We start from the raw sequence: 14,740 nt of genomic DNA, 5'->3' as shown, positions 1-14,740 counted from the left end.
AACAAGCCTTAACGCTTGCCCCACATTTAGAGCGACTCCAGGCACCCAGCCAGATCATTGCCCAGCTTTTCCAGCACCTGCTCATAACCCTCAGCAGTGGCCAGGGTGTAGCCGCCCAGCGCATCCAGTTCCGCCAGCTTCACCGGCAAACCTGCCACCAATGTCTCGGCCAATCGCGGCCGCAACGGCGGCTCGCTGAACACGCACGTCTTGCCCACTTCCTGCAGCCGCGTACGCATCGCCGCCACATGCTGGGCGCCGGGCTGCACTTCGGCGGCGACGCTGAACACGCCGGTGTGCTTCAAGCCGTAAGCGTCTTCGAAGTAATCAAAGGCCTCGTGAAACACAAAGTAAGGCTTGCCTTCAACGCCTGCCAGACGCTTCTTCAAGCGTATATCCAAAGCATCCAGGCGACCCGCAAAGGCTTTGGCGTTGCTCTGGTAACGCTCGGCGTTGGCAGGGTCGGCCGCACTGAGGTCAGTCGCCATGCGCGCCGCGATGACACGCGCGTTCACCGTCGACAACCACAAATGCGCATCAACGCTGCCGGGACGATGATCGTGATCATGCTCGTCGGCTTCGTCGGCATGGGAGTGGCTATCTTCGCCGAAACGGCGCAGTTTCATGCCTGGCAGGTCCTGCACGGCGACCGTCGCCGCGGTACGGCCTTTCAGCACGCGCGGCAGAAAAGTTTCCATGTCAGGCCCGATCCAGTACAGCAGGTCGACCGACTGCACGCGCCGTACGTCGGATGGACGCAAGGCGAAGTTATGCGGCGACGCACCCGGCGGCAACAACACCTCCGGAACGGCCACTCCGTCCTGCACAGCCGCGGCGATCAGTTGCAGCGGCTTGATGCTGGTCAGCACCTTGACGTCGGCCTGAGCGGCGCCAGCCACGAACAAACTGGTGACAAATACGACAAAAACGGGAAAAAGTCGGGACACGATGACCACTCAATGGCATAGGAACAGGTAACATAATAACGTCTCTATCAAATATCTGTCGCCGCTCATGCCTATAACACCGCTTGCCAGCCGTCCCCATGACCACTCTCACTGCGTTCACACCGCATTGTCGGAGGCCGACACCCTATGCGCGCAGAAGGGCTTGCGCCTGACCGCGCTGCGTCGACGCGTGCTGGAGCTGGTGTGGCAAAGCCACAAGCCGCTGGGCGCGTACGACATCCTTGGCGTCCTCAGCGAACAGGACGGCCGTCGCGCCGCGCCGCCTACGGTTTACCGCGCGCTGGATTTCCTGCTGGAAAACGGCCTGGTGCACCGCATCGCCTCGCTCAACGCATTTGTCGGCTGCAACCACCCGGAGCACGCGCACCAGGGCCAGTTCCTGATTTGCCGCGAGTGCCACGCCGCCATCGAGCTTGAACAGAAAAGCATCAGTGATGCCATCGTCAAAAGCGCCGCCGGAGTTGGCTTCAGCGTCGAAGGGCAAACGGTCGAAGTGGTCGGCCTGTGCTCGGGTTGTCAGGGGGCTTGATGAGCAACCCGTTAATCCGCCTGGAGCAGGTCGGGGTCACGTTCGCCGGGCAACACGTGCTGGACAACATTGCGCTGAGCGTGGAGCCGGGGCAGATCGTGACCCTGATCGGCCCCAATGGCGCCGGCAAGACCACCCTGGTGCGCGCCGTGCTCGGCCTGCTCAAGCCCGACCGCGGCAGCGTATGGCGCAAGCCCCGGCTGCGCGTGGGCTATATGCCGCAGAAGCTGCACGTGGACCCCACATTGCCGCTGTCGGTATTGCGCTTTCTGCGCCTGGTGCCGGGTGTAGACCGCGCCCGCGCCCAGGCGGCGCTCAAGGAGGTCGGCGCTGAACAGGTGATCGACAGCCCGGTGCAGAGCATCTCCGGCGGTGAAATGCAGCGCGTGCTGCTGGCCCGCGCCCTGCTGCGCGAGCCGGAGCTGCTGGTGCTCGATGAGCCGGTGCAAGGCGTCGACGTCGCCGGCCAGGCCGAGCTGTACAGCCTGATTACCCGTTTGCGCGATCGCCATGGCTGCGGCGTGCTGATGGTCTCCCACGACTTGCACCTGGTGATGAGCACCACCGATCAAGTGGTCTGCCTCAACCGTCACGTGTGCTGCTCCGGCCACCCGGAACAGGTCAGCGGCGACCCGGCGTTCGTCGAGCTGTTCGGTAAGAACGCGCAAAGTCTGGCGATCTATCACCACCATCACGACCACGCCCACGATCTGCATGGCGCCGTTGTCGATGACACTTCTACCCCCCACGTTCATGGAGATAGCTGCAAGCATGGCTGATTTTCTGCTCTACGCCCTGCTGGCAGGCTTGGCTTTGGCGTTGGTGGCGGGCCCGTTGGGTTCGTTCGTGGTCTGGCGGCGCATGGCGTACTTTGGCGACACCTTGTCCCATGCGGCGTTGCTGGGCGTGGCCATGGGCTTCCTGCTGGACGTGAGCCCGACCATCGCCGTAACCGTCGGCTGCCTGCTGCTGGCGGTGTTACTGGTGACGCTGCAGCAGCGCCAGCCGCTGGCGTCCGACACGCTGCTGGGCATCCTGGCGCCGAGCACCCTGTCCCTGGGCCTGGTGGTGCTGAGCTTCATGCATGAAGTGCGCATCGACCTGATGGCCTACCTGTTTGGCGATCTGCTGGCGATCAGTCCTACCGACCTGGCATGGATCCTCGGTGGCAGCGCGGCGGTGCTGGTGCTGCTGGTGAGCCTGTGGCGCCCGCTGCTGGCAATCACCGTGCACGAGGAGCTTGCAACGGTCGAAGGTTTGCCCGTGCCGGCCCTGCGCCTGGCGCTGATGCTGTTGATCGCGGTGGTGATCGCTGTCGCGATGAAGATTGTCGGCGTATTGTTGATCACCTCGCTGCTGATCATTCCAGCCGCCGCCGCTCAGCGCCATGCCCGTTCGCCGGAGCAAATGGCCATCGGCGCCAGTCTGCTGGGCATGCTGGCAGTGTGTGGGGGCCTGGCCTTGTCATGGTTCAAAGACACGCCGGCCGGGCCGTCGATTGTGGTGTCGGCGGCCGCCCTGTTTCTGCTGAGTTTTGTCCTGCCCCGTCGAGGGGTGTAGACTTGCTCGCTTTTTGCGCAAATAGAGAGTCGCAGGAATGAAGCCGTTCACTTTCCGTTATCTGCTCCTTGCCGCATTTTCCCTGCTGCTGGGCGCCTGTCAAAGCACACCGCCCGCCGCCCCCGAAGCGCCGGACCCGCGCGCTGCGGCCATCGCGCAGCTGGAGCAAAACCTGGCCAGCAGCGAATTGGCCACGGCCGAAGACCAGCTCGCCACCTTGCAGGCCCAATCGCCCAATGACCCGGCGCTCGAGGCTTACCAGCGCCAGCTGGCCGAAGCCTACTTGCAGCGCAGCCAGATCGTGCTGCAAAAGGGTGACGTCAACGCCGCCGCCACGGCGCTAAGCCGTGCCCGCGCGCTGATGCCCAAGGCCCCGGCCCTGACCGGCGGCGTCAACAGCGCCATCAGTCATGCGCGCAAAGCCGAGCTGGATCAGGCCGAGGCCGCCCTGAAAGCGGCCGAAGCCAAGCCCGCCGCCAAGGTCATCGACCCGGCGGCGCCGAGCACCACCGTGGCGTTGAATTTGGCGGATGTCGAAGCCATGCGCCATCAGCTGGATGCCATCGCCACCGACGTGGTGAATTACCAGTGCGACGTCAGTATCCAGGTGCCACGCACCGAGGATTACCCGTGGCTGGCCACATTGCTGACCAAACGGGTGAAGCGAATTGATTCGGGGTATGACCTGAAGATTCACCGGCAGATTCTGAAGCACATTCCGGCGCAGGTTGTGCTGATTCCGCGTAAAGCGGACTAAAAGCATCGGGGGCAAGCCCCCTCCCACATTTGAACTGTGAATACATTCAAGTGTGGGAGGGGGCTTGCCCCCGATGACGATCTAACAAACAACCAACAAATTAAGCCGGAATCGCCTTAGCCTTCGGCTCCCGCTCCCACACCCGATGCTGAGCAATCGCGGCAAAGAACGCCTTGAACGCCTTGGCATCCGCCCCCACGATCAACCCCGCATCCGCTTCCAGCTTCAACAGGTCGAGCAATGGCTTCACGTCGCTGGCGACCGCAATGGCCTTCAGGTGCTTGTAAGCTTCCAGCACGTAATGCAATGCCACGCCGTCGCCGCTCAGGGCCTTGACCGACTCCTTGCCGCCCGGGATAAACACCGCGTCGAACGCAATGGACGGCATGCCTTCCATCGACGCATCCACCGGCAGCGACTTGCCATCGGCCGTGGTCACAGGCGCCGACGTCGGCCCGAGCAACTTGGCATGCGCACCTTCAGCCTCCAGGGCTGCCTTGAGTGCCGCAATCGCCGCGCCGTCCACACCGTTCGCCGCCAGAATTGCCACTTTGCGCGTCTTGATGTCACCCGACAGCAGGTTCACCTGGCTCAAGGCCGGCGATTCCTTCAACGACGTTTCACGCACAGGCACCGTGCCTTTGGTCGGCGCCGGCAAGCCCAGGTTTTGCGCAACGCGCTTGGCCAGTTCCAGGTCGATGTTGGCCAGAATCTCATTCACCTGGCGGGCACGGATATGTTCGCGCTCGACCTTGCCCAACTCGAAGCTGTAGGCGGCGATGATGTGCTCTTTCTCGTGATGGCTCATGCTGTTGAAGAACAGCGTGGCCTGGGAGAAGTGGTCGCCGAACGATTCGCTGCGCTCGCGCACCTTGTTGGCATCCACGCGCTCGTAGTAAGTCTCGAAGCCACCATCCGTAGGACCGGGAGGTGTTTCCTTCGGCCAGCCGCCATCGATGGAGTTGGGCTCATAAGCCGCACGCCCTTTATCGATCACCGTGCGATGCTGAGCGTCGCGCTGGCCGTTATGGAACGGCGCCACTGGGCGGTTGATCGGGATCTCATGGAAGTTCGGCCCGCCGAGACGGCTGATCTGGGTGTCCGTGTAGGAAAACAGACGGCCTTGCAGCAGTGGGTCATTGGTGAAGTCGATACCCGGCACGATATGGCCTGGGCAGAACGCAACCTGCTCGACCTCGGCAAAGAAGTTGTCCGGGTTACGGTTGAGCACCATCTTGCCCAGGGGAGTGATCGGTACCAGTTCCTCCGGGATGATCTTGGTCGGGTCGAGCAGGTCGAAGTCGAACTTATGCTCGTCTTCTTCTGCAACGATCTGAACACCCAGCTCCCACTCGGGGTAATCGCCGCTTTCGATCGATTCCCACAGGTCGCGACGGTGGTAGTCGGTGTCTTTACCGGCCAGCTTTTGCGCTTCGTCCCATACCAGCGAGCAGGTGCCGACTTTTGGCCGCCAGTGAAACTTCACAAAGCTCGACTTGCCTTCGGTGTTGATCAAACGGAAGGTATGCACGCCAAAGCCCTGCATGGCACGCAGGCTTTTTGGAATGGCGCGGTCAGACATTGCCCACACCACCATATGCGCCGACTCGGGCACCAGCGAGACAAAATCCCAGAAGGTATCGTGCGCCGACCCGCCGGTAGGAATCTCGTTGTGCGGCTCAGGCTTAACGGCATGCACGAAGTCAGGAAACTTCATCGCATCCTGAATGAAGAACACCGGCATGTTGTTGCCCACCAGGTCGAAGTTGCCTTCCTCGGTGAAAAACTTCACGGCGAAACCGCGTACGTCACGCACGGTGTCACCGGAACCGCGCGGGCCCTGCACTGTGGAAAAACGCGCGAACACCGGCGTTTTATGTTCTGGAGTCCGTAGGAAACCGGCCTTGGTCAGCGCCGAATGGTCGCCGTAGCTCTGGAAATAGCCATGGGCGCCCGTACCACGGGCGTGCACGATGCGCTCCGGAATACGCTCATGGTCAAAGTGCGTGATCTTTTCACGCATGATGAAGTCTTCCAGCAGCGACGGGCCACGCGCGCCGACCTTCAGGGTGTTCTGGTTGTCGGAGATCTTCACGCCCTGGTTGGTGCGCAGGGCCTGACCGGTCGCATCGGAACGGAATTCTTCCAGCGCCTGCAGTTTGGCGTTGGTATTGCCTCGGTCCAGGGTATCAGTGCCCGCGAGTTCACTCTTCGGCGGGGTGGCTGGCTTCTTGGTACTCATCAGTCAAAACTCCTTAGTCAAAGTGGCCAGAGCGGTCCCCGGCTCATTTGAGCGAAACCCCGGACACGGCACCCGGGAGATCGAATTGCTTAAGTAGTGACTGACAGGGTTTTGAGCCGTTCCTTTTTTATGACCTTTGGTCTCGTTATTGCCAAATCGCTGGATGGATGCGAAATAAATGCTAAGAAACGCTATACGGACAGGCTAAAATGCGCGCCCGGCTAACCGCTGATCCCTTTTCCATGCGCCCCACAAGGTTCGCTACGTGATCGAGTTTCAAAACGTCCATAAAACCTACCGCGTCGCCGGTAAGGATATTCCCGCCCTGCACCCCACCAGCCTGCGCGTCGAAAACGGCCAGGTGTTTGGCCTGATTGGCCACTCGGGTGCGGGAAAAAGTACCCTGCTGCGCCTGATTAACCGCCTCGAAGAACCCAGTGGCGGGAAGATCACGGTTGACGGTGAAGAAGTCACCGCGCTGGATGCCAACGGCCTGCGCCGTTTTCGCCAGCAGGTCGGGATGATCTTCCAGCACTTCAACCTGCTGGCGTCCAAGACCGTTGCAGACAACGTGGCGCTGCCGCTGACATTGGCCGGCGAATTGTCGCGCAAGGACATCGACCTGCGCGTGGCTGAACTGCTCGCCCGCGTGGGCCTGTCGGACCACGCCAGGAAGTACCCGGCGCAATTGTCCGGCGGCCAGAAACAGCGCGTCGGCATCGCCCGCGCCCTGGCCACCAAACCCAAGATCCTGCTGTGCGACGAGGCCACCAGCGCCCTCGACCCGCAGACCACCGCCTCGGTCCTGCAACTGTTGGCCGAGATCAACCGCGAACTCAAGCTGACCATCGTGTTGATCACCCATGAAATGGATGTGATTCGCCGCGTCTGCGACCAGGTGGCCGTGATGGACGCCGGCGTGATCGTCGAGCAAGGCTCGGTGGCCGACGTGTTCCTGCATCCAGAGCATCCGACCACCAAGCGCTTCGTCCAGGAAGCTGAACAGGTCGACGAAGGCGAGCAACGCGACGACTTCGCCCACGTGCCGGGCCGTATCGTGCGCCTGACCTTCCAGGGGGACGCGACCTACGCGCCATTGCTGGGTACCGTCGCCCGGGAAACGGGGGTGGACTACAGCATCCTCGCCGGTCGTATCGACCGCATCAAAGACATTCCCTACGGGCAATTGACCCTCGCCGTCACCGGCGGTGACATGGACGCCGCGTTTGCGCGCTTCACCGCCGCCGACGTTCATATGGAGGTGCTGCGCTAATGGACGTTTTCCTGAGTTTCTTTGCCAACATCGACTGGTCCGAAATCTGGCTCGCCACTGGCGATACCATGATCATGCTGTTCGGTTCGCTGTTCTTCACGGTCGTGCTCGGCCTGCCGTTGGGCGTACTGCTGTTTCTGACGAGCCCGCGCCAACTGTTCGAACAGAAGGGCCTATATGCGCTGCTGTCGCTGGTCGTGAACATCCTGCGCTCGCTGCCGTTCATTATCCTGCTGATCGTCATGATTCCGTTCACGGTGTTGATCACCGGGACATCGCTGGGTGTGGCAGGTGCGATTCCGCCGCTGGTCGTGGGCGCCACACCGTTCTTTGCGCGACTGGTGGAAACCGCCTTGCGTGAAGTCGACCGCGGCATCATCGAGGCCACTCAGTCGATGGGCGCAACGACGCGTCAGATCATCACCAACGCCCTGCTGCCCGAAGCCCGCCCCGGCATCTTTGCAGCGATTACGGTGACGGCGATTACACTGGTGTCCTACACGGCGATGGCCGGGGTAGTCGGTGCCGGTGGCCTGGGCGACCTGGCGATCCGCTTCGGTTACCAACGCTTCCAGACCGATGTAATGGTGGTCACCGTGGTAATGCTGTTGATCCTGGTGCAAATTCTGCAAACCGTCGGCGACAGGCTGGTGGTGCACTTTTCTCGAAAATAACGGCCATTGCCGGCCTTCTGCCGGCAGATGCCCGAACAAGGAGCTTGCTGGATGAAAAAACTACTGGTTGCTTTCGCCGCCGTTGCCGCGTTTTCCGCCCATGCCGAGACCATCACGGTCGCCGCATCGCCGGTGCCGCACGCGGAAATCCTCGAATTCGTGAAACCTGCGCTGGCCAAAGAAGGCGTAGACCTGCAGGTCAAAGTCTTCACCGACTATGTACAGCCGAACGTGCAGGTGGCTGAAAAGCGCCTGGACGCCAACTTCTTCCAGCACCAGCCGTACCTGGATGAGTTCAACAAGGCCAAGGGCACTCACCTGGTGAGCGTCGGCGGCGTGCACCTGGAACCGCTGGGCGCGTACTCGAGCAAATACAAAAAGCTGGCCGACCTGCCGGACGGCGCCAATGTGGTGATCCCGAACGACGCCACCAACGGCGGCCGTGCCCTGTTGCTGCTGGCCAACAACGGCCTGATCACCCTGAAGGACCCGACCAACATCCTGTCGACCATCAAGGACATTACCGGTAACACCAAGAACCTGAAATTCCGCGAACTGGAAGCCGCCACCCTGCCGCGCGTACTGACCCAGGTCGACCTGGCGCTGATCAACACCAACTACGCGCTGGAAGCCAAGCTGGACCCGTCCAAGGACGCCCTGGTGATCGAAGGCAGCGACTCGCCTTACGTCAACATCCTGGTGACCCGCGAAGACAACAAGGATTCGGACGCCGTGAAGAAGCTGGTTGCCGCCCTGCACACGCCTGAAGTGAAGCAATTTATCGAAGAGAAGTACAAAGGCGCGATCAAGCCGGCGTTCTGATTCAAAGCGGACGCAGAGCGTCCAAGGCGGCATTCCCACGCAGAGCGTGGGAACGATCAACGATCTCCAACACACTAGAGATCAAAATGTGGGAGGGGGCTTGCCCCCGATAGCGGCGGGTCAGTCAACATCTTCATCGACTGACACCCTGCTATCGGGGGCAAGCCCCCTCCCACATTTGTTTTTTGGCGTGAGCTATTTACGCTGCAGCAACTCCGGCAACTGCGCCACCAGCTTCTGGTTGTTCAACGGCGCACGGATGAACCCGCGCTGGGTGCCATCCGGGCCGATCAGCGCCAGGTTGCCGCTGTGGTCGACGGTGTAGTTCGGCTTGCTGGTGTCCGCAGGAATGAAGGGAATGCTCACGGCATTCGAGACCTTCTGCACCTCCTGCACATTGGTGCCGGTCAACCCCTGAAATTGCGGGTCGAAGTAGCCCAGGTACTGCTTGAGCTGGGTCGGGGTGTCGCGGTTCGGGTCGACGCTGACCAGGATCACTTGCAGCTTGTCCACCGCCTCTTTGGGCAGTTCGCTCTTGATCTGGCGCAGTTGGGCGAGGGTGGTGGGGCAGATGTCCGGGCAGAAGGTGTAGCCGAAGAACAGCAGGCTCCACTTGCCTTTGAGCTCATTGACCAGCACCGGCTGGCCGTCCTGGTTGGTCATGCTCACCGCAGGCAGCTGGCGGCTTTGCGGCAGCAGGATGATGCCGGCGTCGATCAGCGCGGTCGGGTCGCCCTGGCCTTTGCCCGAGAGCACCTTGTTGACGGTCAGGCCCATGATCAATGCCACCAGGGCCACCAGAATGAAGACAGTTTTTTGAGTTCGAGTCATAGGTTCAACAGTAGGTAGTGGTCTACGAGCAGGGCGATAAACAGCAACAGCAGGTACCAGATAGAGTACTTGAAGGTATTGACCGCCGCGTGCGGCTGGCTGCCACGGTACAGCACCCAGGCCCATTGCAGAAAGCGCCCGCCCAATACCGTCGCACAGGCCAGGTACAACAACCCGCTCATATGGATCACATAGGGCATCAGGCTCACCGCCAGCAGGGCGAAGGTGTAGAGCAGGATATGCACTTTGGTGTAATGCTCGCCGTGGGTGACCGGCAGCATCGGGATGTCGGCCTTGGCGTACTCCTCCTTGCGATGGATGGCCAGCGCCCAGAAGTGCGGCGGGGTCCAGGCGAAGATGATCAGCACCAGCAGCAGCGGCTCGGCGCTGACATGCCCGGTCACGGCGACCCAGCCCAACAACGGCGGCGCGGCACCGGCCAGGCCACCGATGACGATATTCTGCGGCGTTGCGCGCTTGAGAAACCCGGTATAGATCACCGCGTAGCCCAGCAACGACGCCAGGGTCAGCCAGGCCGCCAGAGGGTTGGTGAACGCCAGTAACAGCGCCAGGCCCGTCACCGCCAGCACCAACGCAAAGACCAGCGCCGCAACGGCCGAGACCCGCCCCTCGGCCAGTGGCCGTTTGTGAGTGCGCGCCATCAGCGCATCAATGCGCCGATCCACCACATGGTTGACCGCCGCCGCCGCGCCCGCACACAGGGCAATGCCCAGGTTGCCGAACACCAGCACCGTCCACGGCACCCCGGCGCGGGTGGCGAGGAACATGCCCACCAGCGAGGTGATCAGCATCAGCACCACCACTTTCGGCTTGGTCAGCTCCAGATAGTCACGCCAGACCGCCTGGCCGTGACGCGCGCCGGTCAGGGACGCCATGGCAACTCTCCTTTAAGGGTCATCAGGCCCGATGCCGGTTTTCGCGCAATGAACCGCCAGGTGATTGGGTGTGGGTAGCGCACCCGAACCAGGCTGGTGCGTGCGTGATAATTGACCAGCACCAGGGTCAGCAAGAGCGCTGCGCCCCCGGCGTTGTGCGCCACCGCCACCAGCAGCGGCAAGCCGAACGCCACATTGCTCAGGCCCAGGCTGATTTGCGCCGCCAGGGCGATCAACAGCAAGCCCGCCAGGCGCGTCATGCCCACCGCGCGCAACTGCCAGGCCAGGCCCAGCAGCACCAGCGTGACCAGCACCGCACCCACGCGATGGGTAAGATGAATCGCCGTGCGCGCATCGCTGTCCAACTGACCGCCCAGGTAATTGGGCCCGATATGCTGGGTCAGGTGAAAGCCATTGGCGAAGTCCGCCGCCGGCCACCATTGACCGTGACACGTCGGCAAATCTACACAGGCCACCGCCGCATAGTTGGCGCTGACCCAACCGCCCAAGGCAATCTGCCCGATCACCAGCACCAGCCCCGCCGTTGCCCAATATTGCAGGCGCCTGGGTACGATCAATGCGGGCAACACGCCGGACAGACGCAGGCTCAGCAGGAACAGGAGGCTCAAGGTGGCAAAGCCGCCCAGCAAGTGGCCCGTCACCACCTGCGGCCACAGTTTCAGCGTCACCGTCCACATGCCAAACGCCGCCTGGGCGCACACCACTATCAACACGAACAGCGGCAATTTCACCGGCTGGCCCGGGTCACGCCGGTGGCTCCAGGCCCGCGCCGCCAACAGCGCGATGAGGATGGCGAGGGTGCCGGCAAAGTAGCGATGGGTCATCTCGGCCCAGCCCTTGTCGGCCTCCACTGGCGTATCAGGAAAGTGCAGTTCGGCATGGGCCAGCTGGGCTGCGCTTTGCGGCACGCCGATAAAGCCATAGCACCCCGGCCAGTCCGGGCAACCAAGGCCGGCATGGGTCAGGCGGGTATAGGCACCGAGCAACACGACAATCAGCGCCAGCAAGGTGGCAAACAGCGCGAGGCGAAATCCAGGCTTGGCCATGACGATGCCCTTATCCGATGTTCGACAGTTTCAGCAGCAGGCGCAGGTCGTTGAGCAAGTCCTTGCCGTTGACCTTGGCGTCGTAGCGCAGCACCAGGTTGCCGTGGGGGTCGATGACCCACAGTTGCGCATCGCCAGGCGCGGCGGCGTTGCGGTTAAAGGTCGACAGGTCCAGTGAATAGCGCTGCAATTGCGGGTATTCGGCCTTGAGCCGGGTGTCGTAGTCGGTGCCGACCGGCTGCGCACTGGCCAGCGCGTGGCTGGCGCGGGACGCATCGCGACCCAGGCCGATCTGCAGCTGGCGCGCCAGGTACACAAGTTGCTGGCATTCGGCGGCGCAGCTGGCGGGCGCGGTGACCAGCAACTGCCAGCGATCCTCATCGGCCTGCACGCCTATGTCTGCGCGGGTCTGACCGTTACCGATCAGTTCACCGTGATAACTGCGGCTGTCCGGCACCCAGAATTGCAGTTTGTACATAAAGGTCGCCAGCACCATCGGCCCCACCACCATCAGCAGGATCAGGATCAACTGCCAGCGGCCCTTACGCCGGTCCGGCGCTTCAGACACGTTGAGTGGATTCATGGCGGCTCCCATGGCGCTTCTCCTTTGCGTTGTGCCATCCGAGGTAGAGGTAAAGCGCCAGCAGCGCCAGTGACATGGCAAACCACTGCACCGCATACCCCAGGTGTTTTTCCGGCCCCATGGCGACCACAGGCCAGTGGGTGTCGTACGTACCGGGGCCGGCTTCGGCGCGCAGTTCAAAGGCGAACCCATTGCGGCCCAACTCGGCCCACAGGGCGACGGGATGCAACGCGGTCAGCAGGCGCGGCCATTGCACCGTCGCGGGATCAACCTGCAACTGGAAGGTTTCGCCGGGAGCGACGTACACCCAGGCGACCAGATTCACCGGTTGACCCGGCGTGGCGAACGCCGGTGGCGTACGGCGATCCGGCCAGGGCAGCCAGCCGCGATTGAGCAGTACCCAAAGGCCGCTGGCCTGATCATGAAAGGGTTGCAGCAACTCGACACCGGCCTTGCCGTCGCGCATACGGTTGTCGAGCAACACACTGTGGTCGGCATCGAAGCTGCCACGCAGATGCACCCGGCGAAAGGCTGGATCGGCGCTCGTCTCAAGCTGCTCGCTGCCAATAGGCTCGGCGGCACGCCGCTCGGCGTAGGTGTCGACCAGCTGCTGTTTTTCCTGACCGCGCGACAGCTGCCAGAACCCCAGGCCAATCATCAACGGCAGCAGCATCAGCACCACCAACGTCGGTGCGATGCCGGGCCTGAAGCACTGTCGGGCACTGGCTATACTGGATTTCATTGCCCCTCCCCGTATGGCCCGGAGCCAGACCATGCTCAAAGCACTGATTGCCCTGATGCTGATCGCGACCGTTGTGAGCCTGTTCAGTGGCTTGTTCTTCCTGGTCAAGGACGAGGGTCATTCCAACCGCCTCGTCACTGCCCTGACCGTACGTGTGGTGTTCGCCGCAATCACCGTGGGGCTGATCGCCTGGGGCTTTTTCAGCGGCCAGTTGGTCTCGCATGCGCCGTGGTAGAACGGCTCACAGCACATACACAAAGAAAAACAGCCCAATCCACACCACATCCACGAAGTGCCAATACCAACTGGCCGCTTCGAAACCGAACTGGTGCTCGGCATTGAAATGCCCCTTCAGGACGCGCATCAGCATCACAAACAGAATGATCGTGCCGATGGTCACGTGGGCGCCGTGAAACCCGGTGAGCATGAAGAAAGTCGCGCCGTACACGCCCGAACCCAGCGTCAGGCCCAGCTCTTTATAGGCGTGGATGTACTCCTCGGCCTGGAACCCGAGAAAGGCCAGGCCCAGCAGTACGGTGAGCGCCAGCCAGAGCTTCAGCGCACCGCGATGCCCTTTGCGCAGGGCATGGTGGGCAATGGTGATGGTCACGCTGGAGCTGACCAGCAGGATGGTGTTGACCAGCGGCAGGCCCCACGGGCTGATGGTGCCTTTGGGCGCCGGGTACAGCTTGGGGTCCGGGTTGTTCAGCAAAGGCCAGGCAAACTCGAAATTGGGCCACAACATATGCGCGATGCCCTTGGGCCCCTCGCCCGCCAACCATGGCCCCGACCAGGTGCGCACGTAAAACAGCGCGCCGAAGAACGCGATGAAGAACATCACTTCGGAAAAGATGAACCAGCTCATGCCCCAGCGAAACGAACGGTCCATTTGCGCACTGTACAAACCGGCGCGGCTCTCCTTGATCACTGCGCCGAACCAGCCGAACAGCATGTAGGCCAGCAACAGTCCGCCAACGAAAAAGATCCACGGGCCGTGGGACTCCGCGCGCAAGGCCTTGAGGTCGTTGAACCACACGGCCAGTCCATACACGGTCACCAACAGGCCAATCGTGGCAATTATCGGCCATTTGCTTTGCGACGGTACGTAGTACGTATCATGAGTCGACATGTATTCGCTCTCCTGATTGAGCGGGCAAACAGTAGCTAGCCGCCGCTGCGGGCCGCCCCTGGCGGCTGGCGCGCGGTGATATCGAACAGCGTGTACGCCAGGGTCAAATGCTTCACATCCTTGGGCATCGCGCGATCGACGATAAAGCGCACCGGCATCTCGATACGTTCGCCCGGCTGCAGCACTTGCTGGGTGAAGCAAAAGCACTCGGTCTTGTGGAAGTACATCGCCGCTTCGGCCGGGGAAATGCTGGGCACTGCCTGGGCGGTCATCGGTTTGTCGGTGGGGTTGTAGGCCACAAACAGCATCTCGGTCACCGCGCCCGGATTGACCACGACTTCGTCGGCCTTGGCATGGAAATCCCAGACCATATCGATGGCGTTGGTGGACAAAAACTGCACCCGCACCTGACGCGACGGGTCGACGACCTGCTCGCCTTCGTATTGCCCGCCAGTCTTGCCATTGATGCCGAACGCCTTGCACATCACGTCGTAAATAGGCACCAGGGCAAAGCCGAAGGCAAACATGGCCAGCACCAGGATCAGCAGGCGTGTGACCAGGCGTTTGAGCGGCACGGAGTCAGCCATGACACCCACCCAAAGCGAACACAATGAATGTGGGAGAGGGCTTGCCCCCGATGGCGGTGTACCAGTCGACACTATCACTG

The 14,740-nt window shown here is 62.0% G+C and carries 17 protein-coding genes; 8 read left to right on the top strand and 9 right to left on the bottom strand.

Annotated elements, in window-relative coordinates; translation table 11 throughout:
- Positions 1-26: 26 nt before the first annotated feature.
- Positions 27-956 carry a zinc ABC transporter substrate-binding protein gene (locus BFP96_RS15335; protein WP_065936523.1) on the bottom strand — a complete coding sequence of 310 codons (930 nt, stop codon included), beginning with the start codon at positions 954-956 and terminating at the stop codon, positions 27-29.
- 58 nt (positions 957-1,014) lie between these two features.
- Between BFP96_RS15335 and zur the strand changes: the two genes are divergently transcribed.
- Genes zur through BFP96_RS15315 form a run of 4 tightly spaced genes read left to right on the top strand, consistent with a single transcriptional unit; the run spans position 1,015 to position 3,814 of the window.
- Positions 1,015-1,497, top strand: a complete 483-nt coding sequence (zur, locus tag BFP96_RS15330; protein WP_065895282.1) for a zinc uptake transcriptional repressor Zur — start codon at positions 1,015-1,017, stop codon at positions 1,495-1,497.
- Positions 1,497-2,276 carry a zinc ABC transporter ATP-binding protein ZnuC gene (gene znuC / locus BFP96_RS15325; protein ID WP_065895281.1) on the top strand — a complete coding sequence of 260 codons (780 nt, stop codon included), beginning with the start codon at positions 1,497-1,499 and terminating at the stop codon, positions 2,274-2,276. The genes zur and znuC overlap by 1 nt, the downstream gene beginning before the upstream one ends.
- Positions 2,269-3,057: a zinc ABC transporter permease subunit ZnuB gene (znuB, locus tag BFP96_RS15320; RefSeq protein ID WP_065886772.1), complete on the top strand. Its 789-nt coding sequence runs from the start codon at positions 2,269-2,271 to the stop codon at positions 3,055-3,057. Before znuC ends, znuB begins: the two co-directional genes overlap by 8 nt.
- 37 nt (positions 3,058-3,094) lie before the next feature.
- Positions 3,095-3,814: a PA5502 family lipoprotein gene (locus tag BFP96_RS15315; RefSeq protein ID WP_065895280.1), complete on the top strand. Its 720-nt coding sequence runs from the start codon at positions 3,095-3,097 to the stop codon at positions 3,812-3,814.
- Positions 3,815-3,914: 100 nt separating this feature from the next.
- On the opposite strand, the gene katE is transcribed toward BFP96_RS15315, so the two are convergent.
- A complete protein-coding gene (katE, locus tag BFP96_RS15310) occupies positions 3,915-6,056 on the bottom strand; it encodes a catalase HPII (protein WP_065936522.1) in 2,142 nt (713 codons plus the stop codon).
- Between the two features lie 265 nt (positions 6,057-6,321).
- On the opposite strand from katE, the gene BFP96_RS15305 reads away from it, so the two are divergent.
- Genes BFP96_RS15305 through BFP96_RS15295 form a run of 3 tightly spaced genes read left to right on the top strand, consistent with a single transcriptional unit; the run spans position 6,322 to position 8,825 of the window.
- Entirely contained in the window at positions 6,322-7,329 is a 1,008-nt protein-coding gene (locus BFP96_RS15305; protein WP_065895278.1) for a methionine ABC transporter ATP-binding protein, read from the top strand.
- Entirely contained in the window at positions 7,329-8,003 is a 675-nt protein-coding gene (locus BFP96_RS15300) for a methionine ABC transporter permease (protein ID WP_065886769.1), read from the top strand. The genes BFP96_RS15305 and BFP96_RS15300 overlap by 1 nt, the downstream gene beginning before the upstream one ends.
- A 51-nt stretch (positions 8,004-8,054) precedes the next feature.
- Complete coding sequence (locus BFP96_RS15295; RefSeq protein WP_065886768.1) at positions 8,055-8,825, top strand: MetQ/NlpA family ABC transporter substrate-binding protein; 771 nt, start codon at positions 8,055-8,057, stop codon at positions 8,823-8,825.
- Positions 8,826-9,020: 195 nt separating this feature from the next.
- Here BFP96_RS15295 and BFP96_RS15290 read toward each other — a convergent pair whose 3' ends face one another.
- From BFP96_RS15290 to BFP96_RS15270, 5 genes are read right to left on the bottom strand one after another with little or no spacing between them, the layout of a single operon-like run.
- Positions 9,021-9,656, bottom strand: a complete 636-nt coding sequence (locus tag BFP96_RS15290) for an SCO family protein (RefSeq protein WP_065936521.1) — start codon at positions 9,654-9,656, stop codon at positions 9,021-9,023.
- Complete coding sequence (gene cyoE, locus BFP96_RS15285; RefSeq protein WP_065897853.1) at positions 9,653-10,552, bottom strand: heme o synthase; 900 nt, start codon at positions 10,550-10,552, stop codon at positions 9,653-9,655. Before cyoE ends, BFP96_RS15290 begins: the two co-directional genes overlap by 4 nt.
- Entirely contained in the window at positions 10,540-11,619 is a 1,080-nt protein-coding gene (locus tag BFP96_RS15280) for a COX15/CtaA family protein (RefSeq protein ID WP_065897852.1), read from the bottom strand. The genes cyoE and BFP96_RS15280 overlap by 13 nt, the downstream gene beginning before the upstream one ends.
- Before the next feature lie 10 nt (positions 11,620-11,629).
- Entirely contained in the window at positions 11,630-12,214 is a 585-nt protein-coding gene (locus BFP96_RS15275) for a hypothetical protein (RefSeq protein ID WP_065936543.1), read from the bottom strand.
- Entirely contained in the window at positions 12,180-12,944 is a 765-nt protein-coding gene (locus BFP96_RS15270) for an SURF1 family protein (protein WP_065936520.1), read from the bottom strand. Before BFP96_RS15270 ends, BFP96_RS15275 begins: the two co-directional genes overlap by 35 nt.
- 31 nt (positions 12,945-12,975) lie before the next feature.
- Here BFP96_RS15270 and BFP96_RS15265 point away from each other — a divergent pair, with 31 nt between their 5' ends.
- A complete protein-coding gene (locus tag BFP96_RS15265) occupies positions 12,976-13,179 on the top strand; it encodes a twin transmembrane helix small protein (protein WP_065936519.1) in 204 nt (67 codons plus the stop codon).
- A 6-nt stretch (positions 13,180-13,185) separates the two neighbouring features.
- On the opposite strand, the gene BFP96_RS15260 is transcribed toward BFP96_RS15265, so the two are convergent.
- Positions 13,186-14,073 carry a cytochrome c oxidase subunit 3 gene (locus BFP96_RS15260; protein ID WP_065936518.1) on the bottom strand — a complete coding sequence of 296 codons (888 nt, stop codon included), beginning with the start codon at positions 14,071-14,073 and terminating at the stop codon, positions 13,186-13,188.
- Positions 14,074-14,108: 35 nt separating this feature from the next.
- Positions 14,109-14,660 (bottom strand): cytochrome c oxidase assembly protein, encoded by a 552-nt coding sequence (locus BFP96_RS15255; RefSeq protein ID WP_065895271.1) that lies wholly within the window; start codon positions 14,658-14,660, stop codon positions 14,109-14,111.
- Positions 14,661-14,740: the final 80 nt, after the last annotated feature.

The sequence above is a fragment of the Pseudomonas sp. 34 E 7 genome, from assembly GCF_900005715.1.
In the GTDB taxonomy this organism is placed as follows: domain Bacteria; phylum Pseudomonadota; class Gammaproteobacteria; order Pseudomonadales; family Pseudomonadaceae; genus Aquipseudomonas; species Aquipseudomonas orientalis_A.
Note: the sequence above shows the minus strand (reverse complement) of the source record. Positions and strands in the feature narration are given on the sequence as shown.

Coding starts and splice junctions, on each gene's coding strand:
- zur (WP_065895282.1), top strand. CDS start 1,015: ATGCCTATAACACCGCTTGCCAGCCGTCCCCATGACCACTCTCACTGC.
- znuC (WP_065895281.1), top strand. CDS start 1,497: ATGAGCAACCCGTTAATCCGCCTGGAGCAGGTCGGGGTCACGTTCGCC.
- znuB (WP_065886772.1), top strand. CDS start 2,269: ATGGCTGATTTTCTGCTCTACGCCCTGCTGGCAGGCTTGGCTTTGGCG.
- BFP96_RS15315 (WP_065895280.1), top strand. CDS start 3,095: ATGAAGCCGTTCACTTTCCGTTATCTGCTCCTTGCCGCATTTTCCCTG.
- katE (WP_065936522.1), bottom strand. CDS start 6,056: ATGAGTACCAAGAAGCCAGCCACCCCGCCGAAGAGTGAACTCGCGGGC.
- BFP96_RS15300 (WP_065886769.1), top strand. CDS start 7,329: ATGGACGTTTTCCTGAGTTTCTTTGCCAACATCGACTGGTCCGAAATC.
- BFP96_RS15295 (WP_065886768.1), top strand. CDS start 8,055: ATGAAAAAACTACTGGTTGCTTTCGCCGCCGTTGCCGCGTTTTCCGCC.
- BFP96_RS15290 (WP_065936521.1), bottom strand. CDS start 9,656: ATGACTCGAACTCAAAAAACTGTCTTCATTCTGGTGGCCCTGGTGGCA.
- cyoE (WP_065897853.1), bottom strand. CDS start 10,552: ATGGCGTCCCTGACCGGCGCGCGTCACGGCCAGGCGGTCTGGCGTGAC.
- BFP96_RS15280 (WP_065897852.1), bottom strand. CDS start 11,619: ATGGCCAAGCCTGGATTTCGCCTCGCGCTGTTTGCCACCTTGCTGGCG.
- BFP96_RS15275 (WP_065936543.1), bottom strand. CDS start 12,214: ATGGGAGCCGCCATGAATCCACTCAACGTGTCTGAAGCGCCGGACCGG.
- BFP96_RS15270 (WP_065936520.1), bottom strand. CDS start 12,944: ATGAAATCCAGTATAGCCAGTGCCCGACAGTGCTTCAGGCCCGGCATC.
- BFP96_RS15265 (WP_065936519.1), top strand. CDS start 12,976: ATGCTCAAAGCACTGATTGCCCTGATGCTGATCGCGACCGTTGTGAGC.
- BFP96_RS15260 (WP_065936518.1), bottom strand. CDS start 14,073: ATGTCGACTCATGATACGTACTACGTACCGTCGCAAAGCAAATGGCCG.
- BFP96_RS15255 (WP_065895271.1), bottom strand. CDS start 14,660: ATGGCTGACTCCGTGCCGCTCAAACGCCTGGTCACACGCCTGCTGATC.